Annotated in this window: 24 protein-coding genes and 1 pseudogene; 15 read left to right on the plus strand and 10 right to left on the minus strand. The window is 71.4% G+C overall.

The window, feature by feature from the left end; all coding sequences use genetic code 11:
* Positions 1 to 55: 55 nt before the first annotated feature.
* From HUX53_RS39405 to HUX53_RS39445, 9 genes are all read left to right on the plus strand, one after another.
* Positions 56 to 205, plus strand: coding sequence for a hypothetical protein (locus HUX53_RS39405; RefSeq protein ID WP_176408360.1), 150 nt, complete (start codon positions 56 to 58; stop codon positions 203 to 205).
* Entirely contained in the window at positions 205 to 1410 is a 1206-nt protein-coding gene (locus HUX53_RS39410) for a M20 family metallopeptidase (RefSeq protein ID WP_176408361.1), read from the plus strand. Before HUX53_RS39405 ends, HUX53_RS39410 begins: the two co-directional genes overlap by 1 nt.
* Positions 1407 to 2150 (plus strand): MBL fold metallo-hydrolase, encoded by a 744-nt coding sequence (locus HUX53_RS39415; protein WP_369009243.1) that lies wholly within the window; start codon positions 1407 to 1409, stop codon positions 2148 to 2150. The genes HUX53_RS39410 and HUX53_RS39415 overlap by 4 nt, the downstream gene beginning before the upstream one ends.
* Positions 2147 to 2968 (plus strand): IclR family transcriptional regulator, encoded by an 822-nt coding sequence (locus HUX53_RS39420; protein WP_309237644.1) that lies wholly within the window; start codon positions 2147 to 2149, stop codon positions 2966 to 2968. The genes HUX53_RS39415 and HUX53_RS39420 overlap by 4 nt, the downstream gene beginning before the upstream one ends.
* Positions 2965 to 4179 (plus strand): alanine racemase, encoded by a 1215-nt coding sequence (locus HUX53_RS39425; RefSeq protein WP_176408363.1) that lies wholly within the window; start codon positions 2965 to 2967, stop codon positions 4177 to 4179. The genes HUX53_RS39420 and HUX53_RS39425 overlap by 4 nt, the downstream gene beginning before the upstream one ends.
* 22 nt (positions 4180 to 4201) lie before the next feature.
* Positions 4202 to 4831 (plus strand): bifunctional 4-hydroxy-2-oxoglutarate aldolase/2-dehydro-3-deoxy-phosphogluconate aldolase, encoded by a 630-nt coding sequence (locus HUX53_RS39430; RefSeq protein WP_255206050.1) that lies wholly within the window; start codon positions 4202 to 4204, stop codon positions 4829 to 4831.
* A 74-nt stretch (positions 4832 to 4905) separates the two neighbouring features.
* Positions 4906 to 5853, plus strand: a complete 948-nt coding sequence (locus tag HUX53_RS39435) for a sugar kinase (RefSeq protein ID WP_176408365.1) — start codon at positions 4906 to 4908, stop codon at positions 5851 to 5853.
* A 13-nt stretch (positions 5854 to 5866) separates the two neighbouring features.
* Entirely contained in the window at positions 5867 to 6247 is a 381-nt protein-coding gene (locus HUX53_RS39440; protein WP_176408366.1) for a RidA family protein, read from the plus strand.
* Positions 6247 to 7392 (plus strand): hypothetical protein, encoded by a 1146-nt coding sequence (locus HUX53_RS39445; protein ID WP_176408367.1) that lies wholly within the window; start codon positions 6247 to 6249, stop codon positions 7390 to 7392. The genes HUX53_RS39440 and HUX53_RS39445 overlap by 1 nt, the downstream gene beginning before the upstream one ends.
* A gap of 250 nt (positions 7393 to 7642) precedes the next feature.
* On the opposite strand, the gene HUX53_RS39450 is transcribed toward HUX53_RS39445, so the two are convergent.
* The 4 genes from HUX53_RS39450 to HUX53_RS39465 all read right to left on the minus strand — a co-directional run bounded on the left by HUX53_RS39450 (position 7643) and on the right by HUX53_RS39465 (position 10632).
* The gene (locus tag HUX53_RS39450) at positions 7643 to 8563 is read right to left on the minus strand and encodes an RNA polymerase subunit sigma-70 (protein ID WP_176408368.1); all 921 of its coding nucleotides are present in this window, start codon (positions 8561 to 8563) and stop codon (positions 7643 to 7645) included.
* Between the two features lie 10 nt (positions 8564 to 8573).
* Positions 8574 to 8951 carry an SgcJ/EcaC family oxidoreductase gene (locus HUX53_RS39455; RefSeq protein ID WP_176408369.1) on the minus strand — a complete coding sequence of 126 codons (378 nt, stop codon included), beginning with the start codon at positions 8949 to 8951 and terminating at the stop codon, positions 8574 to 8576.
* Positions 8952 to 9080: 129 nt separating this feature from the next.
* Positions 9081 to 9269 carry a hypothetical protein gene (locus HUX53_RS39460; protein WP_176408370.1) on the minus strand — a complete coding sequence of 63 codons (189 nt, stop codon included), beginning with the start codon at positions 9267 to 9269 and terminating at the stop codon, positions 9081 to 9083.
* Positions 9270 to 9306: 37 nt separating this feature from the next.
* Positions 9307 to 10632, minus strand: coding sequence for a serine/threonine-protein kinase (locus HUX53_RS39465; protein ID WP_217920430.1), 1326 nt, complete (start codon positions 10630 to 10632; stop codon positions 9307 to 9309).
* A 241-nt stretch (positions 10633 to 10873) separates the two neighbouring features.
* On the opposite strand from HUX53_RS39465, the gene HUX53_RS39470 reads away from it, so the two are divergent.
* The 5 genes from HUX53_RS39470 to HUX53_RS39490 all read left to right on the plus strand — a co-directional run bounded on the left by HUX53_RS39470 (position 10874) and on the right by HUX53_RS39490 (position 15233).
* Positions 10874 to 11704, plus strand: coding sequence for a CPBP family intramembrane glutamic endopeptidase (locus HUX53_RS39470; RefSeq protein ID WP_176408371.1), 831 nt, complete (start codon positions 10874 to 10876; stop codon positions 11702 to 11704).
* A complete protein-coding gene (locus tag HUX53_RS39475; RefSeq protein WP_176408372.1) occupies positions 11701 to 12855 on the plus strand; it encodes a histidine kinase in 1155 nt (384 codons plus the stop codon). Before HUX53_RS39470 ends, HUX53_RS39475 begins: the two co-directional genes overlap by 4 nt.
* Positions 12852 to 13511, plus strand: a complete 660-nt coding sequence (locus HUX53_RS39480; RefSeq protein ID WP_176408373.1) for a response regulator transcription factor — start codon at positions 12852 to 12854, stop codon at positions 13509 to 13511. Before HUX53_RS39475 ends, HUX53_RS39480 begins: the two co-directional genes overlap by 4 nt.
* Positions 13512 to 13642: 131 nt before the next feature.
* Positions 13643 to 14692 carry an LLM class flavin-dependent oxidoreductase gene (locus tag HUX53_RS39485; protein ID WP_176408374.1) on the plus strand — a complete coding sequence of 350 codons (1050 nt, stop codon included), beginning with the start codon at positions 13643 to 13645 and terminating at the stop codon, positions 14690 to 14692.
* A 367-nt stretch (positions 14693 to 15059) separates the two neighbouring features.
* On the plus strand, positions 15060 to 15233 hold the full coding sequence (locus HUX53_RS39490; RefSeq protein WP_176408375.1) for a hydrophobic protein: 174 nt from the start codon (positions 15060 to 15062) through the stop codon (positions 15231 to 15233).
* Positions 15234 to 15354: 121 nt separating this feature from the next.
* Here HUX53_RS39490 and HUX53_RS39495 read toward each other — a convergent pair whose 3' ends face one another.
* The 6 genes and pseudogenes from HUX53_RS39495 to HUX53_RS39515 all read right to left on the minus strand — a co-directional run bounded on the left by HUX53_RS39495 (position 15355) and on the right by HUX53_RS39515 (position 21218).
* Complete coding sequence (locus HUX53_RS39495) at positions 15355 to 15687, minus strand: MerR family transcriptional regulator (RefSeq protein WP_176408381.1); 333 nt, start codon at positions 15685 to 15687, stop codon at positions 15355 to 15357.
* Between the two features lie 989 nt (positions 15688 to 16676).
* The gene (locus HUX53_RS39500; protein WP_176408376.1) at positions 16677 to 18329 is read right to left on the minus strand and encodes a class I adenylate-forming enzyme family protein; all 1653 of its coding nucleotides are present in this window, start codon (positions 18327 to 18329) and stop codon (positions 16677 to 16679) included.
* A complete protein-coding gene (locus tag HUX53_RS39505) occupies positions 18326 to 19297 on the minus strand; it encodes a phosphotriesterase (protein ID WP_176408377.1) in 972 nt (323 codons plus the stop codon). The genes HUX53_RS39500 and HUX53_RS39505 overlap by 4 nt, the downstream gene beginning before the upstream one ends.
* A 19-nt stretch (positions 19298 to 19316) precedes the next feature.
* On the minus strand, positions 19317 to 19448 hold the full coding sequence (locus HUX53_RS40490; RefSeq protein WP_217920431.1) for an aldehyde dehydrogenase family protein: 132 nt from the start codon (positions 19446 to 19448) through the stop codon (positions 19317 to 19319).
* A pseudogene (locus HUX53_RS43275) lies at positions 19445 to 20451 on the minus strand (aldehyde dehydrogenase family protein). The gene HUX53_RS40490 and the pseudogene HUX53_RS43275 overlap by 4 nt, the downstream one beginning before the upstream one ends.
* Positions 20451 to 21218 (minus strand): alpha/beta fold hydrolase, encoded by a 768-nt coding sequence (locus HUX53_RS39515; protein ID WP_176408378.1) that lies wholly within the window; start codon positions 21216 to 21218, stop codon positions 20451 to 20453. The pseudogene HUX53_RS43275 and the gene HUX53_RS39515 overlap by 1 nt, the downstream one beginning before the upstream one ends.
* Positions 21219 to 21366: 148 nt before the next feature.
* Between HUX53_RS39515 and HUX53_RS39520 the strand changes: the two genes are divergently transcribed.
* On the plus strand, positions 21367 to 21955 hold a 589-nt coding region (locus HUX53_RS39520; RefSeq protein ID WP_255206053.1), incomplete at its 3' end, for a thiamine pyrophosphate-binding protein.

Below are 21955 nucleotides of genomic sequence, written 5' to 3' on the forward strand. Positions count from 1 at the left end.
GGTCTGCGTGTTCTTGTTCGTCGGCGGCGGCGGTTGTGTGTAGGGGCGGGGGCATGTGCTCGGGACTGTCGCCGGTGCGCTGCTGCTGACGCTGCTGACCGCGCTGCTGGCGGCATGGAACATGTCGGAGGGCGTCCGGCAGATCATGCTGGGCCTGCTCATCATCGCGCTGCTGCTCGCCTACGCGCGGGAACGGCGGTCCTGATGACGTCTTCGGGGGAGCTGCTCGCGGCGATGGTCGGCATCGCCAGCGTCAATCCGCGAGGCGGGCCCGTCGGCGCGGGGGCCGGGCCCGACCTCGGGGAGGCCGCCGTTGCCCGGTATGTCCGCGATTGGCTGGTCGCGCGCGGGGTGCGCGCCGAACTGCGGGAGGTGCTGCCGGGACGTCCCAACGTGGTCGCGACCGTGCCGGGCCGCGACCCGCGCATGGTGCTGCTCGAATCGCACCTGGACACGGTGGAGACCGGCGGTATGGCGATCGACCCGTTCGCCGGGACGGTCCGGGACGGCCGGCTGTACGGACGCGGCGCCTGCGACGCGAAGGGGCCATTGGCGGCATTCATGCTGGCATTGGCGGAACTGGCGGCCGGTGATCCACCGCCGTACGGGGTCGTCCTCGCGGGGGTCGTGGACGAGGAGCACGCCTACCGGGGCGTCCTCGGGCTTCTTGCCGACCTGGCGGACGCATCGGTCGTCGGCGCGATCGTGGGGGAGCCGACCGGGCTCGTCCCGGCCACGGCGCACAAGGGCTGCGTGCGCTACACCGTCCGGACGCTCGGCAAGGCCGGGCACAGCTCGCGCCCGGACGAGGCCGTCAACGCCGTCACCCTCATGGCCCGCGTGATCGACCACATCGCCGGGACCGCGCCGGACGTCGCATCCCATCCCCTGCTGGGGCCCGCGACCCGGTGCGTCACCCGGATTCGGGGTGGTGAGGGCCCCAACACGATCCCGGGCCACTGCGAGATCGAGATCGACCGCCGCACGCTCCCCGGCGAAGAGCCCCTCGACGTGTGGAAGCGGGACCGAGAGGAACTGACCGCACTCATCCCCGGCGGCATCGAGGCGGACGAGCCCTTCACCGTCGACTACGCGCTCGACACCCCTGCCGGCAGCCCGGTACCGGCCGCTTTGTGCCGTTCTCTGGAGGCGGCCGGACGTCCCGCGTCTGTTCAGGGCATGCCGTTCGGCACCGACGCCAGCAAACTCGCCCGCGCCGGCATCCCGTCGGTGGTCTTCGGCCCAGGCTCGATCGCCGACGCCCACTCCGCCAACGAGTCAGTCGCGCTGGCCGACGTAGACCTCGCCATCCGCCTGATCATCGAAACCATCCGCTCCCTCCCGCCCAACCTCGGGCAAGACGCGGAGTGCGCGCGGGGGGCAGGTCGTGGGGCTGGGGGGTGCGCGTGAGGCTTACGCAGCACGTTGAACTCGTCGGAAGTGGTGCGGCGGGGTTCGATCTGACCGATGCGCTCGATTGCCACGTGTATCTGGTTCGCGGGATGCGAGGGGTGGCACTGATCGATGCGGGGGCTGGGGTGTCCGCCGGGTTGTTCGGGCGGCGGTTGCTCGCGGCGGCCGGGCCCGCCGGGGAGCGGCATCTGCTGCTGACCCACGGGCATGCCGATCATGCGGGCGGGGCGGCCGAAATGGCGCGGCTCGTCCCAGCCCTTGATGTTCGAGCCGGGGCTCCGGCGGATGCGTGGATCGCGTCCGGGGACGAGGAGATGCTGAGCGTTGATCGCGGGAAGGCCAGCGGTGTGTATCCGGCCGAGTACGGCTTCGCCGCCTGCCCTTCAGCGCGTCCCATCGGGGACGGGGAGCAAGTCGATCTCGGTGGCGGGGTCGTGCTCACGGCCGTCGCCACGCCGGGGCACGCAGACGGGCACACCTGCTACCTGCTGGACGCACCCGAGGGGCGGGCGTTGTTCTCCGGCGACTGCGTGTTCACCGGCGGACGCATCTCCCTGCAGAACCTGCACGATGCCCGCGTCCCCGAGTACGCCGCGAGCCTCGACCGGCTCGCCGAACTGGAGATCGACATGCTGCTGCCGGGCCATCATGAGATCTCGCTCGCCCGTGCCGGGCGGCACCTGACGGCGGCGCGGGACGTCCTCCGCCGCGGCCTGCTTCCCGGGAGCACCACGTGACCATCGAAGAAGCGAAACCCCGCAACCAGTCGTCGTCCCTGCGCAGGGCGCTCGCGGTGCTCGACCATGTGCGCGACCACGCCGACACGCGCGGCGTCTCGCTCACGCGGATCGCCGACGACCTCGGGATCAGCAAGAGCACCGTGCTGCGGCTCGCGCAGCCGCTCATCGACGGCGACCTGCTCACCCGCGACCGGGAGACCGGCTGGTTCCGGCTCGGGCACGGGGCGCTGCGGCTCGGGCAGGCGTACCTGTCGTCGCTCGACATCCGCTCGGTCGCCGCCGACCCGCTGCGCCGCCTCCAGCACGTCGTGGGCGAGACCTGCCACCTCGTCGTTTATGAGGGTCCCGATGTGGTCTACATCGACAAGGTGGAGAACGAGCACAACGTCCGGATGGCGTCCCGCGTCGGGATGCGGATGCCCGCCTACCGGACGGCGGTCGGCAAGGCCATCCTCGCCTGGCTCGGGGACGAGGAGTTCCAGGCCGTCGTCGCGGCCGGCATGCCGCCTCGCACCGAGCGGACGATCACCGACCCGGCGCGCCTCGCCGCCGAGCTGGAGCGGGTCCGGCTCACCGGGTACGCCGTCGACGACCGGGAGAACGAGCCGGAGGTCCGCTGCGTGGCCGCGCCGGTCTTCGACCACACCGACCGGGCCGTCGGCGCGCTGAGCGTGTCCGGGCTGACGTCCCGGATGACGCCGGCGCGGGTCCGGGAGGTCGGCCCGATGGTGGAGCGGACGGGCCTGGAGATCTCCCGCGTGCTCGGCTCGTCCCGGCCGCGCCGCCGCCGTATCGAAGGAGGGAACCAGCAGTGAGCCTCACCGTTCCGGCCGAGCACGTCGACTGGCGCACGAAGGGCCTCTGGCAGCCCGGCGTCCCCGTCCCGCTGGAGGAGTTCGCCGCCGCCCGGCACCCGCTGTTCGGCGGCCCGTTCACCTGGCCGATCATGGTGGCGCGGCGGACGGCGCTGGACCACAACATCGCCGCGCTCGCCGCCTTCTCCGCGAAGCACGGGCTGGCGTTCGCGCCGCACGGCAAGACGTCCATGGCGCCGTCGCTGTTCCAGGCCCAGCTGGACGCGGGCGCCTGGGGCATCACCGCCGCGACCGCCAACCAGGTGCTCGCCTACCGGACGTTCGGCGTCCCCCGCATCCTGCTCGCCAACGAGCTGCTCGACCCGACCGCGCTGCGCTGGCTCGGCGGCGAGATCGACAAGGGCATGGAGTTCCTGCTCTACGCGGACTCCGCCGAGGGCGGCGCCGCGATCTCCGCGGTGGCCGGGGAACGTCCGTTCCAGGTGCTGGTCGAGCTGGGGCATGCGAACGGACGCACCGGCTGCCGCACCGTCGAGCAGCTGACCGACGTCGCCCGCGCCGTCGCCGCAGCGCCCGGCACCGAGCTGGCCGGGATCGCCGGATACGAGGGCGGGCTGCCGGACGTCCCGTCCGCCGGCGCCTACCTCCAGACCTTGCGGGACGCGACCGTCGCGCTGTCTCCGCTGCTCCCGCCCGAGGCCGTCGTCACGGTCGGCGGCAGCGCCTACTTCGACCAGGTCGCCGAGCGGCTCGCGGGCGACTGGCTGCCCGGTCACGACCTGACCGTGATCCTGCGGAGTGGCGCCTACGTCTCCCACGACGACGGCATTTACACGGAGCGGACGCCGTTCAACCGCGTCCCCGGGTCGCTGGACGCGGCGCTGGAGATCTGGGCGCAGGTCACGTCCGTCCCGGAACCGGGCCTCGCGATCGTCGGGATGGGCAAGCGGGAGGCGCCCTACGACGCGGGCCTGCCCGTCCCGCTGCGCGTCCGCCGCCCGGACGGCACGATGCTCCCGGCCGACGGGCTCCGCGTCACCGCCACGAACGACCACCACGCCTATCTCGCGGTCGAGGGCCCGTCCCCGCGTCCCGGCGACCTGGTCTGCTTCGGCATCTCCCACCCCTGCACGGCCTTCGACAAGTGGCAGGTCATCCCGGTCGTGGACGACGACCACATCGTGACCGACCTGATCCGCACGTACTTCTGAGAGGACGACCATGATCCCCCGCTTGGCGCCGGGAGGCGCGCTGACGGCGACCGGAGTCGTCGCGGTCGTGCGCGGCACCCGCGCCGATCGCGTCGCCGACGTCCTGGACACCCTCGCCGCCGCCGGCGTCCGCTGCCTGGAGATCACCCTGAACACCCCCGGTGCGCTGGACGCGCTGCGCGCCGCCGCGGACCGGCTGCCGGACGGCACCGAACTCGGCGCCGGGACGGTCCGGACCGCCGCCGAGGCGTCCGCCGCCGTGGCCGCCGGCGCGTCGTTCCTCGTCGCCCCCGACACCAGCGGGGACGTCGCCGCCGTGGCCCGCGACCACGGCGTCGCCTACTACCCGGGCGCGCTCACCCCGAACGAGGTCGCCCGCGCCTGGGACGTCGGCGCCACCGCCGTCAAGGTGTTCCCGGCCGGCGCGTTCGGCCCCCGCTACCTGCGCGACCTCCGCGGACCGTTCCGGGACGTCCCGCTGCTGCCGACCGGCGGCATCGGCCCCCGCAACGCCGCCGACTACATCGCCGCCGGCGCCGTGGCCGTCGGCGCGGGCGGCTCCCTCATCGGCGACGCCCTCGACGGCGGCTCCCTGCCCGCCCTCGCCGACCGCGCGGCCCGCCTCCTCGCCGCCGTGGAGGCCGCCCGATGACCGCAGCGGAGCGAGGATCGTCGGGCGGCCCGACCTCGGGGGCCTGGGGGTCGTCCCCCAGAGGGCACAGCCCGATGACCGACCTCGTCACGTTCGGCGAGACCATGGCGCGGCTGGAGAACCCCGTCGTCGGGCCCATGCGGCACGCCCGCAGCCTCGACCTCGGCATCGGCGGCGCCGAGTCCAACACGGCGATCGGGCTGTGCCGGCTCGGCGGCACCGCCGCCTGGTTCGGCCGCGTCGGCGACGACGAGTTCGGCCGGCTGATCACCACCGCGCTCGCCGGCGAGGGCGTCCGGCTCGGCCACACCGTGGTGGACGAGACCGCGCCGACCGCGCTGCTGTTCAAGGAGCGCCGCTCGGGCACGCTCACCCGCGTCCAGTACTACCGGACGGGCAGCGCCGGGTCGCGGCTGTGCCCGTCGGACGTCCCGCACGAGTTGATCCGGTCCGCGCGCGTCCTGCACGTCACCGGCATCACCGCCGCCATCAGCGACACCGCGCGCCAGGCCCTCGACGACGCCATCGAGACCGCGCGGGACGCCGGCGTCCCCGTCTCGCTCGACGTCAACTACCGGGCGGCGCTGTGGACGCCCGCCGAAGCCGGCGAATGCCTGCACAACCTGGTCAAACGCGCCGACCTGGTGTTCGCGACGGAGGAGGAGGCGCGGCTCATCGTTCCCGGCGACGACCCCGCCGGGCTCGCCACCGCGCTCGCCGCGCTGGGCCCTCGCGACGTGCTGGTGAAGCGGGGCGCCGCCGGGGTGGTCGCGTCCTGCGAGGGACGGCTGCACGTGCTGCCCGCGCACCGCGTCCCCGTCATCGACCCGGTCGGCGCGGGGGACGCGTTCGCGGCCGGGTACCTGGCCGAGTTCGTCCGGGAACGTCCCATCGCCGAGCGCCTGGCCACCGCGACCGCCGCCGGGGCGTACGCCGTCACCGTCCGCGGCGACTGGGAGGGCCTCCCCAGCCGCGCCGACCTCGACCTGCTGCAAGACGCCGAAGACACCGTCACCCGCTGAAGGAGACCGACAGATGAGCAAGCGCGAACTCCGCAGTCCGGACGCCCCCGAGCCGCTCGGCACCTACTCGCAGGGCCTCGTCGCCGGCGACTTCGTCTACACGTCCGGCATGGGGCCGATCGACCCGAAGACCGGCGAAGTGGTCGGCACGGACGTCGCCACCCAGACCCGGCAGGTCCTCGCGAACCTGACCGCGATCCTGGGCGAGCACGGCCTGGGCTTGGACGACGTGGTGAAATCGACCGTCCACCTGCAGGACCTGCACCGCGACTTCGCCGCCTACGACGAGGTGTACCGCGCGCACTTCAACCAGCCGTACCCGGTGCGCACCACAGTGGGCTCCGACCTGATGAACATCCTCGTCGAGATCGACTTCGTCGCCTACAAGAACTGATGGACTCGTCCCTTTACGTTCTGGTGGAGGATCTGCACGGTGCCGACGCCGCGCAGATCCTCTCCCACGGCGTCTCGTCCATCACCATCGGCGCCGCCTACCATCGCGCCCGTGACGTGACACCCCACGGCCGGACGCGCGTCACCTTCCGCCACGACGGAATCCACTTCCCCTTGGGCGACCTGTTCGACGGTGTCCGTCTCGTGCCACCCGTCCAGAAGGGCGCCGACGAAGAGCCCATACGCGCCCTACGCGAACAGACCCAGGCGCTTGGCGTGCCACTCCACGGCTGGGGAGTCTTCCTGCACAACACCACGCTCGGACTCGCTTTCCCGGACGTGACCCAGGAGAACTGCTTCGGCGACCGTGCCGCCCCCGCCGACCTGTGCCCGTCGAACCCGGACGTCCGCGCCTACGCCGTCGCCTTGGCCCGAGCCATAGCGCGCCAAGGCGTCGACTCCGTCGTCACCGAATCCCTGCACTTCGGGACATTCGGCCACGGCTACCACCACGAACGCTCCTTCGTAGACCTGGGCCCGGCCGCCGAATTTGCCCTGGGCCTATGCTTCTGTGCCGACTGCCGGGCCCTCATCGAGGACGCCGACGAGGCCCGCTCCGAGGCAACCCGCCTGGTGAGCACCGTCCTGGACGGCGGCCCACCCGCCCACGACCTCCCGGACGTCCTCACCGCCTACGCCCAAGCCCGAACCCCGATCGTCACAACTTTGGCCGCCTCAGTCGCCGAAGCCGTAGCGGACGAAGGCTCCCAGCTAACGTTCCTGGACCTGACCGGCGCCGTACGGGGCTACGCGGACGGCCGCCCAACCGGCGCCCCCGCCGCGTCCTCCGCGTGGCGAATCGGCGTAGACCCGACGTCGCTGTCCACGGTCGTCCCGTCCTACGCAATCCTCTGCTACGCCCAAGAAACGACCCGCGTCGCCGAAGACATAACCGCCTACCGAAAGGCCCTGGGCCCGGAAACCACCCTCCGCGCCGTCCTACGCCCCGGCCTCCCCGACACGACCTCCGCCGACCACCTGTCCGCCAAGGTGACGACCGCCCACACCTCGGGCGCGGACACGGTCGACTACTACCAATACGGCCTAGCGCCCCTACCCACCCTCGCCCGCATAGGGACATCCTGACCAACCAGGACACCGCCCCAGAAGGCGCAGACCATGATCAGCTCGGCCTCGGCGCCGACGTTGCCCGCCGGTATGCCGATGCCGCGGGCGGTCAGGTCGTAGACCGTCGGTGGCGGCAGTGCCCGCGAGCCCGGCCGCGGCTCCGACCAGCCAGATGGGACGGCCCTGAAGAGCGATCGACTGCATCGCTTGCTCCTTCCAGAAGAGGTCCTTCTGGAAGGACGTCGAGGCTGCCGAGGCGTTCTCGGCATCATTCGAGAATCGGTGCCAGGTGGAATGCGGAGAACACGTCCGGGTGCTGGAAGACGACGTTGCGGGCGATCCCCTTCGGGGTGACGGTGAAGACCTGGAGGGTGTGCAGCCGGTACGCGCCGTCGGAGAAGTGGTAGGCGACGGCGGCGGGCTGCGCGTTCGCGGTCGTCCGGACCATCCGCCAGCCGGTGCCCCGCATCGCGAACACACGCTCCATGAAGCGTCCGTAGTCGTGTTTCCCGTGAAACCAGAGCGGGACGGGCGGCATCTCCAGCACCGCGTCGTCCGTCAGCAGCGCCACCAGCGCCGCGACGTCGGCGGCCTCGAACGAGTCGATGTAGCGGTCGAGGACGGCGCTGACGGCGGCGTCGTCCGGCTCGGTGATCTCCTCCTCCGGCGCGACCCCGGACAGCCCCGCCCGCGCCCGCTGCAGCGCGCTGTGCACGGCGGCCGGTGACGTCTCCAGCAGCCCGGCGACCTCCGCCGCGCTGAACTCCAGGACGTCCCGCAGGATCAGCACCGCCCGCTGCCGGGGCGGCAGCACCTGCATCGCCGCGATCAGCGCCAGCCGCAGGCTGCCCCGCCGGACCGCCCGCGCCGCCGGATCGTCCGGGAACGGCTGCAGCCACGGCACGTCCAGCGCCGGGGCCAGCGGCGCCGCCGGATCGTCGCTCGGCGCGCCGAGCCCGGACGGGAGCGGGCGCCGGGCCCGCCCCCGCAGCGCGGTCAGGCACGCGTTGGTCGCGATCTTGTAGAGCCAGGTGCGGACGGACGATAGCGCCGGGTCGTAGCGGTCGCGGGCCCGCCAGGCGCGCAGCATCGTCTCCTGGACGAGGTCCTCCGCCTCGTGGACGGAACCGAGCATCCGGTAGCAATGCACCAGAAGTTCGTGCCGGTACGTGCCGAAATCCTCGTCCATCAGGGGTCTCTCAGGCCGGTGCGTTGGCGTAGGCGGAGACGAGCCAGCCGCCGTCCCGCCTGGAGAGGACCCAGGTCGCGAGCCGTTCGCGCTCGGCCGGAAGCGCGTCCTCCCCCGCCATGATGATGCCCGCCCGGCTGACGATGACGGCCGTGTCACCGTTGACGCGGACGTCCTGCGGCTCGTCCACGGCGCGGGACCCCTTCAGCGGCCCGGCGAACGCCGCCGCCATGTACTCGCGCACCGCCGCGCGTCCCCGGTGGAAGGTGCCGGGCATGACCACGGTAGCGTCCTCCACGTACAGTTCGGCGAACGCGTCGGCGTCGTTGTCGGCCCAGGCCGCGTACATCCGTTCGAGCACGTCCCGGACGTCGCCCTCGCTGCTCATGAGGCATTCCTCTCGATCCGATCTGATCGGTCGACGGTGTGTACCGCCCGCCCCGCGCCAATTCATCGCTCTCGCCCAAAAAAACTTCTTGAGCAGGTGCCGGACTCGGTGACGTGACCTGGACGAGTGTCAGGAGCTGGCGGGGACGGTCTTGATGACCTTGCCGTTCCGGTTCGCGGCGAGGTAGCCGCCGCCGTAGTCGTCGATGAGGTAGACCAGCATGGTCGGCTGGTCGCCGTTGAACGTCCAGGACGCCTTCGCGATGACATATCGGTTCGTCGGCTTCGACACCTTGAGCGTCTTCTCCGCGCGGCGCATCAGCGTCGGCAGGGCGTCCCAATTGAATATGCCGAGATTAACCTTGGCGCCACCGTTTGTTATGCCGGTGCTGGGACGGCCGCGCACCGCCGCGTCCGCGCCTTTCTCGTAGGTGTAGTTGTGGAAGGCGCCGCGTCGTCCGGCCACCGGGGCGTCGGCGGAGGCACGCTCCTCGTACACGGTGAGCCCGGCGAACTCCTTGCTGCCGGACGCCTTTTCGAACTTCTTGATGACGTCGCGGACGGCGGCCGGGGTGAGCAGAGATTTGACCTCTTTGGTGCCTCCGCCGGGCGCGGTACTGCGATTTTGTTGGTTCCGCGTCGAAGCTCTCCGGCTCGCCGTCCTCCGTGAGCGCGGGCAAGATGAGGAGTGCCGCCGCGACGAGTATCCCGACCGTCCCCACCGCGACGGCGACAACGGCTCCGAGGCAGGAACGGCGCTGCCGTGGCCGTACGGGCTGGGTCATCGGCATCGGGAACGGCGCCGGGGTCGTCCCCGGCCTGGGCATGGGAACGAAAGGCGGAGGGCCCGGATCGGCGGTGGCCTGGACGAGCATGTGGTCCAGCTGGTCGGCCATCGGCCGGGCGGCCGGTTCGCGCACCAGCAGCGCCTGCAGGACGGGCGTCAGGGGGCCGGCGCGGCGGGCCGGCGGGATCTGCGCCGTCATGACGGCGCCGAGCGTCGCCGCCGTCGTCGAGCGGCGCAGCGGGTTGGTCCCCTCCACGGCCACGTACAGCAGCAGGCCGAGTGACCACAGGTCGGACGCGGGGTCTCCCTCGTGCCCGTGCAGGCGCTCCGGCGCCATGTACTCGGGCGAGCCGACGATCCCGCCGGTGACGGTGACCCGGGACGCCTCCTGGAGCACCGCGATGCCGAAGTCGGTGAGGACCGGCGTCCCGTCCGCCCGCAGCAGGACGTTCGCGGGCTTGACGTCGCGGTGGCAGATGCCGGCCTCGTGCGCCGCGCGCAGCGCCGACAGCAGCCCGCGCCCGACGGCGGCCCCCTCGGCGGGCGACAGCGGACCGCGCGCCAGCCGCTCCTGGAGGGACTCCCCGCGGACGAGCTCCATCACCAGCCACGGGTGCGGCATCTCGGGCGAGTCCACGATGTGATGGATGGTCACGACATTGGGGTGGTCGAGCCGGGCGAGGGCGCGGGCCTCGCGCATCACCCGCTCGCGCCGCGTCCGCGCGACCTCCGGGTCGACCTCGGACGCCCCCGCGTCGGTGAGCCGCACCTCCTTCAGCGCGACCTCGCGCTCCAGGGCGAGGTCGAACGCACGCCAGACCGTGCCCATCCCGCCGCTGCCGAGCCGTCCGCGCAGCTCGAAACGGCCGTCGATCACCATCTCCGCAGAGGTCACGGCCGCCAGCCTAAGCCCACGATCTCTGCGAATCCCGCAAATCACCCTCCGCGGGCGGAAAGTCCCTGGTCCGGAGTGGGACGTCGACAATTCGGCCGCGTGTAGTCATTTCCGGGGGCTTGTCCCCCGTGCGAGCTACCGGGGAGTGTCCACCGTGCGGTGAAGATTCGGAACCCCGTGAATCCCTAGCGTTTCCGCATCGCCGCGGCAGGCCGGCCGCGGGATTCGCGAAGGAGTCACCATGCGACTGCTGTTCCAGCTGCTGGCCGTCGGGGCGGTCGCCCTCATCGGCGGCAATATCACCGCCCAGGTGAAGGACAACGACGTCCTCACCCTCGCCGGCGGCCTCGTCACCGCCGTGCTGACGCTGCTGGTCTACGGCTGGGTGGTGCGGCGGACCGAGCGCCGCGCACCGGTCGAGGTGGCCGTGAAGGGTGCGGCCCCCGGCCTCTTCTGGGGACTGCTGATCGGCGTCGGGCTGTTCGGGGCCGTCATCGCGAACATCGCCTTCCTCGGCTCCTACGAAGTGGAGGGCAAGGGCTCGGTGATGGGCGCGGTCGGGGTGGTCGGTTTCATGGCCGGCGCCGCCGTGACCGAAGAGGTGCTTTTCCGCGGGATCCTGTTCCGGTTCATCGAGGGACGCTTCGGGACGTGGCTCGCGCTGCTGGTCACCGCCGTCCTGTTCGGCCTGTGGCACCTCCCGACCGCCGGCCCGTGGGGCGCGGTCGCCGTCGCCCTCGAAGCCGGCGGGATGCTCGCCGCCGCCTACGCCGTCACCCGCTCCCTGTGGCTGCCGATCGGCCTGCACTTCGGCTGGAACTTCGCCGCGGCCGGCATCTTCAGCACCGAGGTCTCCGGCAACGGCGAGAACGAGGGGCTGCTGCGCGGCGTGACCTCGGGCTCGAAGCTGGTCACCGGCGGCGAGGTCGGGCCGGAGGGCGGCCTCTACGCGGTCGTGTTCGGCCTGCTGATGACGGTCGTGCTCCTCTGGGTGGCCCACCGGCGCGGCCGCCTGCAGGGTCCCCGGAACCGCACCGCCCGGCACGCCGCGGCCGCTACGGCTGCGCAGTGATCGATCACCGGCGGGTCCCGGATCTGTGGCGGCGATGTCACGTCACGGTCCGGGATCTCCCGTTCGCGCTCCTGCTCGCCGTCCTGTCGCTGCTGCCGGCCTTCCACGGCCGCGGGACGCAGGTCGGCGACATGCCGGTCCACGGCTACGACGAGATCGCCGTCCTGGCGATCCTGCTCCAGGGCCTCCCGCTGGCGCTGCGCCGGCGGTGGCCCACCGTCTGCGTCGCGCTCGTGTCGCTCGGCTTCGCCATCGACCAGGTCCGCGGCTACCACTCGTTCGCGGGCACCGCACTGCCGATCGCGCTGGTGAGCGCGAGCGCCTACCTGGAGCGCCGCCGCCGCGTCACGGTGGCCGGCCTGTCCGTGGCCTACGTCGTGCTGGCGGTCGTGCTCGACCGGCTGGGCTCGCCCGAGACGCCCGAAGGGTTCGTGGTGGTCTACGCGGCCATGGCCGCCGCGTGGATCGTCGGGTCGTGGCTGCGCTCCACCCGGGCCGCCGAGGCCGAGCGCCGCCGCCGCGTCGCCGAGGACACCCGCACCGCCGAACGCACCCGCATCGCCCGCGAACTCCACGACGTGGTGACCCACCATGTGACGGCGATGGTCGTGCAGAGCGAGGCGGCGCGGTACCTGACCGCCGCGCCCGACCGCCTGGACGAGACGCTGACCGCCGTCACCGACACCGGCCGGCGGGCCGTCAGCGACCTGCGGCACCTGCTGGACCTGCTCAATCCCGACCACGGCACCGACGCGGCGGTGCCGTCCGTGGGGGAGTTGCGCACCCTGGTGGAGCAGACCCGGCGGGCCGGGCAGCCGATGGAGTTCACCGAAGAGGGCGAACGGGCGAAATCGGCCGGCAGCGCGGAATTCGTGGCCTATCGGGTCGTTCAGGAGGCCCTGACGAACGCGCTCAAGTACGCTCACGGTAGTCGCACCGTCGCCCACGTCCGCTATGGCGAAAGGGACATCACCGTGGAGGTCAGCACCGACGGTCCCGGTTCGCGGACGGCGTCTCCGGGCGGCAGCGGACGGGGCCTCACCGGCCTGCGGGAACGGGTCGACGCCCTGGGCGGCGAGTTCAGCGCGGACGGCCGGGCGGGCGGCGGCTTCGTCGTGCGCGCGCGCATCCCCGGGGGCAGCCTGTCGTGACCTCGCCGGTCCGGGTCCTGGTCTGCGACGACCAGGCGCTGATCCGCACCGGGTTCGCGACGATCATCGACGCGCAGCCCGACCTGGAGGTCATGGGCGAGTGCGCGGACGGGCGGGCCGCCGTCGACCTCGCTCGCAAGATGAAACCGGACATGGTGGTGATGGACGTCCGGATGCCCGTCCTCGACGGCATCGAGGCGACCCGCCTGCTCGCCGGCGCCGGGGTGCCGGACCCCGTCAAGGTGCTCGTCGTGACGACGTTCAACCTCGACGAGTACGTGTACGAGGCGCTGCGCGCGGGTGCGAGCGGGTTCCTGCTCAAGGACGCCCCGCCCGCGCAGCTGCTGCAGGGCATCCGCACCGTCGCGTCCGGTGCCGCGCTGCTGGCGCCCGAGGTGACGCGGCAGCTCGTCGGCAAGTACGCGGCGCGGATCCGTCCCGTCCAGGGCACGCCGGACGACACCGCGCTGACCCCGCGCGAGCTGGAGGTCCTGCGCCTCATCGCGAACGGCCTGTCCAACAGCGAGATCGCCGCGGAGCTGGTGATCAGCCAGGAGACGGTCAAGACGTACGTGTCGCGCATCCTCACCAAACTCGACCTGCGCGACCGCGTGCAGGCGGTCGTCTACGCCTACCGCAACGGCCTGGTGACCTGAGCGGCCCACGTCGCGCCAGAAAACGGGAGAAAGTAGCGGATAGTCACCCGTCGGCCACGGGGAAGCACCTACGCTCGTGCGTATCCCCCGAACCGTGCGCGAAGGTGCGCACCACAAGGAGACGTTTCCCTGTGAAGTTCAGCTACGCCATGCTCCCCGACTACCCGCTCACGGAGTCGCTGGCCTCGATCGAACTCGCCGACCGGCTCGGGTTCCACGCCGTCTACGCCGCCGACGAGCCGTGGCACAAGGACCTGTGGCTGCTGTTCGCCGCCGCCGCGGCGAACACCTCGCAGATCCGCCTCGGCCCCTCGGTGTCGGCGGTCACGCTGCGCGAGCCGTCCCTGATCGCGCAGGCCGCCGCCACCCTGGACGAGCTCACCGGCGGCCGCGCCGAGGTCGTCCTCGGCAGCGGCAACTTCGGCGTGCTCGCCCAGTACAAGATCGACTGGGCGAAGACCAAGCCGCTCACCCGGGTGAAGGAGGCCGTCGCGGTCGTCCGGACCCTGCTGGACGAGGGCACCATCACCCGCGACGGCGAGTTCTACTCCTACGACGGCCTGTTCACCTTCGCCCGTCCCGTCCAGGAGCGGCTGCCGGTCAAGATCGGCGCGATGCGCGGGCCGAAGTCGTTCGAGGCGGCCGGCGAGCTGTCCGACGGCGTCCACCACGCGCTCAGCTACTCCCGCGGCGCCTACGAGTACGCGGTCGAGCACTTCAAGGCCGGCGCCGACCGCGCGGGCAAGGACTGGCGGTCCCTCGACATCGGCGCCTGGGTCGTCTTCGCCGTCGGCCCCGACTCCGCCGCGGCCAAGGAGGCGGCCCGCAGCATGGTCGGCCTGTACGCCTCGGCGATGCCGCCCGAGCAGCTGCGGCGCAACGGCGTCGAGCCGGCGGACATGGCCCCGATCATCGAGGCCATCGGCGCGGGCGACCTCGCCAAGGGCATCGAGCTGACCACCCCGAAGATCACCGAGAAGCTGTCCCTGGCCGGCACCCCCGACGAGGTCCGCGCCAAGATCGAGTCCGAGATCGCCCCGACCGGCGTCAACCACATGATCTGCGCCATCACCGACCCCGGCCTGGTGAAGTCCTTCACCGGCCGCGACCTCACCGGCGTCCCCGACGTGGACGGCCAGCTCCAGCTGATCCACGACCACCTGATGCCCGCCTTCAAGTAGCCGACGCCGGCGGGGCTGCGGCGTCCCCGCAGCCCCGCACCTGCCGGGACTTGCCATGCATGCTCGAATGGCTCGTCCTGGAATCGGGCCACGAATTCGACCGGGAAACGTTCTCTGCCGCACTTCAATCGTCGGTTTGGCGGACTGCTGTGAACATGGCGAGCACCTCACTTGCGCATCGGGCGGCTTTGATGGAGCCGGTCCGTAATCGTAGTGTGGCGGACCGTGGGACGGCCGCCGTGGACAACCCGTCGGCGGCGATCCGGGACAAGAAGCCGGCCGTTCTCTAACTGTGATATTTGTCGCGCATCAACTGCTGTTACCAGGGGATACCGGGGCGCAAGGAACAGAAAAGGAGACACCCCCGATGCCTTGGTTGATGATCCTCGTCCTGCTGCTGGCCCTGCTCCTGTTCGGGTTCGGCTTCGTCTTGAAGGCCCTGTGGATCGTGGCCGCAGTTGTGCTGGTGCTGTGGCTGGTGGGCTTCCTGGCACGCAGCACGGGCCCTTCTGGGACGCGAGGTCGCTGGTACCGCTGGTAGCCCGTGAATAACGCGGCAGTGGGCCGATGTCGGAGTGCCATGGCCCTCGGCATCGGCCCACTGCCGACGCCATTGCATGAAATGGAGGGACGGCGTTGCCGGCGGTTGTGTGGTCTCGCTGTCAGGCACCCGGCCCGGTGGAACCGCTTGCGCCACGTCCCGTGGTTTCCCCGGTGCGGTCTCGGGGCGGACTCTGCGCCGTGCGTTCATGCTGGAGCCGGGCGTTGATGCGCTGGGCTTCGCCGAGTTGGTCCTCTAGGACGATGATGCGGCAGGCCGCCTCCAGCGGGGTGCCCTCGTCGATGAGGTCGCGAGCGCGCTGCGCCAGCCGCAACTGGTAGCGGGAGTAGCGGCGGTGCCCGCCGGACGAGCGCTGCGGAACGAACAGCCGGGCGTTGTCCAGGCTGCGCAGGAATGCCGCGGTGACGCCCAGCATCTCCGCGGCGCGTCCCATGCTGTAGGCCGGGTAGTCATCGTCGTCGAACTTTTCTTCAAGCCCGCCGGAGTCGCCCTGTCCGGGGGGCTCTCGCGGAGGGGCCTCGCTCTGCTGCTCGCCGGCCCGAGCCGGCTGGGATGCCTTCACAAAACCTTCCGTACCGCGTTCGGTCGTGATGCGTCCGGTCGACGTGAACGAGGACAGGGGCCCCGGCGCCTTGCTACGGCGCCGGGGCCCAGAGGAACAACACCATCTACCGGTTCTGACCTGCCGGTCTTCCGCATCGGCCGCTCAGACGGGAGCGGCTGTGCGGGGATCGCGTATGCGTGACCGTAGACCACCGTCCAATCCGTGGAGCTGCGGTACCCGCGCGGCGTGACTGGAGCCTGCTGCGGGCGATCCCGATGGCGTCGAACCCTCCTTTCCTCGACATCACTACCGGTACTGCGTGTTTTCGTGCGTATTGCGTTTTCCGGTGTTCCGGTGTCCCCGGCGGCCTGGTGGCCACCGGGTCGGCCGGCTGCCGGAGCCCCTTCCACTGCGCTGGCCCCGGCACGCCCGGCCGGTGTCTTTCGTGCCTTCCGGCAGTTCGTCATCTGCCGGTCCTCATGGACTCGTCTCTCTTCGATGACAGGAACACTACCCGCTCTTCCATCAGAAATCTACCGTGGCTGCTACAGAGTTTCGTAGATCACATCGCCTGGTTGTCTGCACCCGGCGCCCTGCGCTCACACCGGGGGCGGATATCTCGGTCTCGGGCTTGGCGTGCTGCGCGACACTGCCGGGACTGGTGAAGCCGGCCACCCGTGTCACGATGCCGGCCCCACCGCGTCCGATGGCGCCGATCGACATCGACTTCCGGGACGGCCGCGGCTTCCGGCGGGTGCTCCGGTTCTCCGCGCCCGAGCCCCGTCCCGGACACCGTCAAGGTCGGCTTCGCCGCGTCCATCGGCCCGCTCACCGACGTGCATTGCATCCGGCGGCTCGCCCTGCGCGCAGCCAGGGCCTCATGCGGAGGGTGATGGGCTTTCGGCGGGCGAGCCACCGAGAGAATCGGCGAGATACGTCTCCCGGAGGGTCACCTTCTGGATCTTTCCGGACGCGGTCTGCGGCAGCTCGCTCCGGAAGTGCCAGCTGCGCGGGACCTTGTACGCGGCCAGCCGGGCGCGGCAAAAGGCGTCGAGGTCGTCCTCGTCGAGCCGCGCCCTTTCGGCCGGCACCACGAAGGCGGCGACCGTCTCGCCCCATTCGGGGTCCGGTAGTCCGATCACCGTCACCAGGCTGATGCCGGGGTGGGTGTAGAGGACGTCCTCGATCTCGCGCGGGAAGATGTTCTCGCCACCGCGGATGATCATGTCCTTGAGGCGGCCCTCGACCCGGACGAACCCCGCCGCGTCCATCGTTCCGAGGTCGCCGGTATGCAGCCAGCCGGCGGCGTCGATGGCCTCGGCGGTCGACGTGGCGTCGTCGAAGTACTCGCTCATCACGCAGACGCCGCGGGTGCAGATCTCGCCGAGTTCGCCGACCGCGGCGACCTCGCCGGACCCCGGCCGGACGATCTTGACCTCGGTTCCGGGCAGCGGCCGCCCCACGGTGGCGAGCGTCTCCGCGTCCTGCCGCCCGGCGGCGGTGTGCGTGATGTACGGCGACGCCTCCGTCTGGCCGTACCCGATGCCGACCTCGACGCCGAGGTCCCGCTGGGCGCGCAGGACCAGGTCGAGCGGCACGGGCGAGCCCCCGAGCGTCGTCAGCCGCCAGCTCGACACGTCGCGCGGCCGGTCCGCCTGCCGTTCCAGCATGCGGATCAGCATGGTCGGCACGCTCAGCATGACGGTTCCCCGCTCGGCCTCGAACAGGTCCAGCATGAGGTCGGCGTCGAACCCGGCCGGGAGGACGTGGCGGCCGCCGGTCTGGAGGGCGCCGAGCGTCACCAGGCCGCAGCCCGCGGTGTGGAACAGCGGCATCGGGTTGATCCAGGTGTCGTCCGGGCCCGCGCCGATGACGGTCGCGTACCGCCGCCCGTTGGCGGCGAGCCCGCGGTGGCTGAGCAGCGCCCCCTTCGGCCGCCCGGTGGTCCCCGAGGTGTGCTGGATCTGGGCGGGGTCCTCCGGCGCGACCTGCGGGAGGCCGTCCCGTGCGCTGCTCTCGGTGGCCCGGAGCCCGTCCAGGTCGTCGAGCGGGATGACCTCGCGCAGCTGCGTTCCGGCCCGTGCGGCCTCGGCCATCGGCAGCAGGTCGGCGGACCGGTACCGCCGCTGCACGACGATTCCCGCCGCGCGGGACTGCTTCACCACGTACGACAGTTCCGCCTGCCGGAAGGCGGGATTCACGGTGACCAGGGTCAATCCGGCGAGCGCGGCACCGAATTCGAGGTGGATCCACTCCGGGCCGTTTCCGGCCCACACCGCCAGGCGCTCACCGGGACGGAACCGCCGGAGCAGGGCATGGGCGACGCGGACGGAATCGTCGAGCAGTTCTCCGAAGGTCCAGCGCCGCGCGTGCTCTCCGCCGGTGCCCTCGACGAGCGCTGTCCGGTCGCGCCATTGTGCGGCGGCATGAACCAGGGCGTCCCCGATGGTGGTGTCCGAGTAGCCGGGATCGGACTCCGCCGGCCAGTGGGCGGCGGACAGGGAAGGGCGGTGGCCTTGCGTCGCGGTCATGCCCTCACTCCCTCGAAGTATCGGCGCGGATTGTCCACGAGAATGGTCTCGATGGTGCTTTCGGTGACACCGGCCTTGAGCAGCGCGGGAATGACCTCCGTGGATATGAGGCGGTAGTTCCATTTCTCGCCCAGTTGGGGACGCTCCTCCACCGAGACGAAGTCGATGAAGCAGGACGCGTCATGCGAGACGACGATGCTCTCCGCGTAGCCGCGCCGAACGAGGCCCACGAGCGTGTCGATCCGCTGCCGGAGCGGCAGGAACGCGTCGAGTCCGAACCGGTCGAGGCCCAGCAGCGATCCGGCGTCCGCGAGCTGGCAGAGGTAGTCCAGATCGGTGCTGTCGCCCGCGTGGCCGATCACCACCCGGCCCAGGTCGGCGCCCTCCTCCGCGAGGACCCGCTGTGCCACCAGCCCGGACTCGGATCCGGCGTGCGTGTGCACGGTGATCGGCGCCCCGGTCTCGGCGCTCGCCCGCGCGACCGCCCGCATCGTGCGCTCCACGCCGGGCGTCAGCCCTTGCGCGTCGATGGCGCACTTGAGGGTGGCGGCGCGCACGCCGGTGTCGCCGATTCCCTGCGTCAGGTCCTTGATGAACAGGTCGGTCAGCGGTTCCTCGATGTCGATGAGCAGGCCCGGCCCGCGGCTGAGGAACTGGTGCGGAAGGTCGTTGAAGGTGTAGAGGCCGGTCGCGACGACGATGTTCAAATCCGTTCGCGCCGCAATGCGCTTGATGCGCGGAATGAATCGGCCGAGCCCCAGCACCGTGGGGTCGATGATGGTGTCGATGCCGAGGGATTTCAGCTCGTTCAGGTCGCGGACGGCCTGCTCGACCTTCTCGTCCTCGTCCCAGTCGTCCTGGTAGTTCTGCCGGTACTCCTCACCGAGCACGAAGACGTGCTCGTGGACGAGCGTCCGGCCGAGCGCACCGGAATCGACGGGCCCGGCGACCGTCTGGATGTCGGTCATGTTCGTCCACCCCCGGAATTCACAGCGCCACGACGACGGACTTGGTCTCGAGGTACTGCTCCAGGACTTCGTCGCCCTTCTCCCGGCCCCAGCCGCTCTGCTTGTATCCGCCGAAGGGCAGTTCCGAGCCGAACACGTGGTAGGTGTTCACGTGCACCGCGCGTGCTCGGCGAGCCCCTCGACGACCCGGTCGAACTGCGATTCGTGGACGTAGAGGCGGCTGCCGGCGGAGCACACCTCGCCCTGGTTGTAGAAGATCGCCAGCGCGGCGCCCGCGATGGCGGCGTCGGCGTCCGCGTCGTCGAGGACGATGTTCGGCGACTTGCCGCCGAGCTCCAGCGACACCCGCTTGAGGTTGCCCGCCGCGGCGCGCACGATGGCGCGGCCCACCTCGGTCGAACCGGTGAACGCGATCTTGTCGACGCCGTCGTGCGCGGCCAGGTGGGCCCCGGCCCGCTCCCCGAACCCGGCACGATGTTGACCACGCCCGGCGGGACGCCGGCCTCGGCGAGCAGCTCACCGATCCGCAGGGCGGTCAGCGGCGTCTGCTCGGCCGGCTTGAGGACGACGGTGTTGCCGGTGGCCAGCGCCGGGGCGAGCTTCCACGCGGCCATCAGGATCGGAACGTTCCACGGGATGATCTGCCCGGCGACGCCCACCGGCTCGCGGGTCGTGTAGGCGTGGAACTCCTGGCCCGGCATGTACGGCACCGACGGCGTGACCGTCGTCCCGTTGATCCGCCGGGCCGCGCCTGCCATGTACCAGAACATGTCCGCGGCGAGCGGGATCTCGACGGCGAGCGCCGCGCTCGCCGGCTTGCCGCTGTCGAGCGACTCCAGTTCCGCGAGTTCCTCGGCGTGCTCGGCGATGAGGTCGCCGACGCGGTGCACGATGCGGCCCCGCTCGCTCGGCGACATGGCCGCCCACGGGCCGTCGGCGGCCTGGCGGGCCGCGGCCACCGCGCGGTCGATGTCCCGTTCCGACGCCTCCGCCACGGTGCCGAGCACCGTGCCGGTGCCGGGGTCGATCGTCTCGAAGGTCCTGCCGTCGAGGGCGTCGACGAACTCGCCGTCGATGAGCAGCCGGTGCGGCCGGGCGAGGAAGTCGGCCGCGAGCTTGGGGGAAGTGGTCATGTCTGCTTCTCCGTCCCGCATTAGGCGAGGAAGTCGAGGACGCGCGGGAGGACGGCGCCGGGGTCTTCGATGCAGGGGCTGTGGCCCGCGGTCTTGATGCGCCACAGTTCGGCGTCCGGGATCGCGTCGAACATCTCGTCGGACCAGGCGGGCGGGCGGGCCTGGTCCTGGGTTCCGGAGATGATGAGCGTCCGCGCGGTGATCCGGGGCAGCAGGTCGAGCGCGCTCTCCCGCTCGACGACTCCCCGCGCGGCGTGCGCGAGCCGGGGGGAGAGCTCGCCGAGCCGCTTCGTCCACGTCCCGTGGATGTCGGTGCGGCCGGGGTCGTCGAGGACGGTCGCCGCGAACAGGATGCCCTTGACGAAGTCGACGACCTCCGGGGTGAACCCCTCCCGCTCGAACTCGTCGACGAAGGCGCCGAACAACTCGCGGTTCTCGGCGGTCTCCGCGCCCGCCGACGAGCCCATCAGCACGAGCCTGTCGACCAGGCCGGGGCGGCGGGCCGCGATGCGGACGGCGACGTCGCCGCCCATCGACTGCCCGACGAGCGACACGGAGGCGAGGCCGAGCCGGTCGACCAGGGCGAGCACGTCGTCGGTGCACTGGTCCATGGTCACGGTCGCGTCGGCCTCGTCCAGCCGGCCCGCCTGCCCGGGGAACTTCGGTGCGATGAACCGGAAGCGGCCGGCGCCGGCGGCGACGAGGCCGTCGAAGGCGCGGGGGTCGAGGAACAGCGAGTGCAGGCAGAGCACGGGGCTCAGCTGCGATTCACCGGTGTCGATGGTCACGGGACCTCCAGATCGTTCGTGCCAAGGGAGCCGGGTCACGATCCGAGGGTATGAGCCGCCTCACAGTGAAGTCAATATCTGCATAGCTTTGCAAATAGTGAAAGATTCAGTATTTGACGGGAGGTTCACAGTTTGCAAACGTACGGGCATGACCACTGTCGCTGACGTCATCGCAGGTGCCCTGGCCCGCCACGGAGTCGAAACGATCCTCGGCCAGAGCAACCCGACCGAGCTGATGCTCGCCACCGAGCGCATCGGCATCCGCCAGATCCTGTACCGGACGGAGAACGCGGGCGGCGCCATGGCCGACGGGTTCGCCCGCATCTCCGGCCGGATCGGGGTGGTGGCCGCCCAGAACGGACCCGCCGCCACCCTCCTCGTCGTCCCGATGGGAGAGGCGCTCAAAGCGTCCGTACCGATGCTCGTGCTGGTGCAGGAGGTGCCGGCGGCCCACCGCGACCGCAACGCGTTCCAGGAGATGGACCACGTCGCGCTGTTCGCGGGCGTCTCGAAGTGGACCCGGCGCATCGACGACCCCGCGCGTGCGGAGGACGCCGTCGACCACGCGCTCACGGTGGCCAACAGCGGACGGCCCGGGCCGGTCGTCCTGCTCGTCCCCCGGGACGTCCTCGGGCTGCCGGCCGTGCCCGCGCGCTTCCCGCGCACCGCCGACCTCGGCGCCTTCCCGCTCGACCGCCCCCGGCCGGACGCCGCCGAGGTCGGCGGTGCGCGGGAAG

It is taken from the genome of Actinomadura sp. BRA 177 (genome assembly GCF_013372625.1).
GTDB lineage: Bacteria > Actinomycetota > Actinomycetes > Streptosporangiales > Streptosporangiaceae > Spirillospora.

Bases quoted from the DNA above. Each gene is read 5' to 3' on its own strand.
- HUX53_RS39410 (WP_176408361.1), top strand. From the start codon at position 205: ATGACGTCTTCGGGGGAGCTGCTCGCGGCGATGGTCGGCATCGCCAGC.
- HUX53_RS39435 (WP_176408365.1), top strand. From the start codon at position 4,906: ATGACCGACCTCGTCACGTTCGGCGAGACCATGGCGCGGCTGGAGAAC.
- HUX53_RS39440 (WP_176408366.1), top strand. From the start codon at position 5,867: ATGAGCAAGCGCGAACTCCGCAGTCCGGACGCCCCCGAGCCGCTCGGC.
- HUX53_RS39445 (WP_176408367.1), top strand. From the start codon at position 6,247: ATGGACTCGTCCCTTTACGTTCTGGTGGAGGATCTGCACGGTGCCGAC.
- HUX53_RS39450 (WP_176408368.1), bottom strand. From the start codon at position 8,563: ATGGACGAGGATTTCGGCACGTACCGGCACGAACTTCTGGTGCATTGC.
- HUX53_RS39455 (WP_176408369.1), bottom strand. From the start codon at position 8,951: ATGAGCAGCGAGGGCGACGTCCGGGACGTGCTCGAACGGATGTACGCG.
- HUX53_RS39460 (WP_176408370.1), bottom strand. From the start codon at position 9,269: ATGCGCCGCGCGGAGAAGACGCTCAAGGTGTCGAAGCCGACGAACCGA.
- HUX53_RS39470 (WP_176408371.1), top strand. From the start codon at position 10,874: ATGCGACTGCTGTTCCAGCTGCTGGCCGTCGGGGCGGTCGCCCTCATC.
- HUX53_RS39490 (WP_176408375.1), top strand. From the start codon at position 15,060: ATGCCTTGGTTGATGATCCTCGTCCTGCTGCTGGCCCTGCTCCTGTTC.
- HUX53_RS39495 (WP_176408381.1), bottom strand. From the start codon at position 15,687: ATGGGACGCGCCGCGGAGATGCTGGGCGTCACCGCGGCATTCCTGCGC.
- HUX53_RS39500 (WP_176408376.1), bottom strand. From the start codon at position 18,329: ATGACCGCGACGCAAGGCCACCGCCCTTCCCTGTCCGCCGCCCACTGG.
- HUX53_RS39505 (WP_176408377.1), bottom strand. From the start codon at position 19,297: ATGACCGACATCCAGACGGTCGCCGGGCCCGTCGATTCCGGTGCGCTC.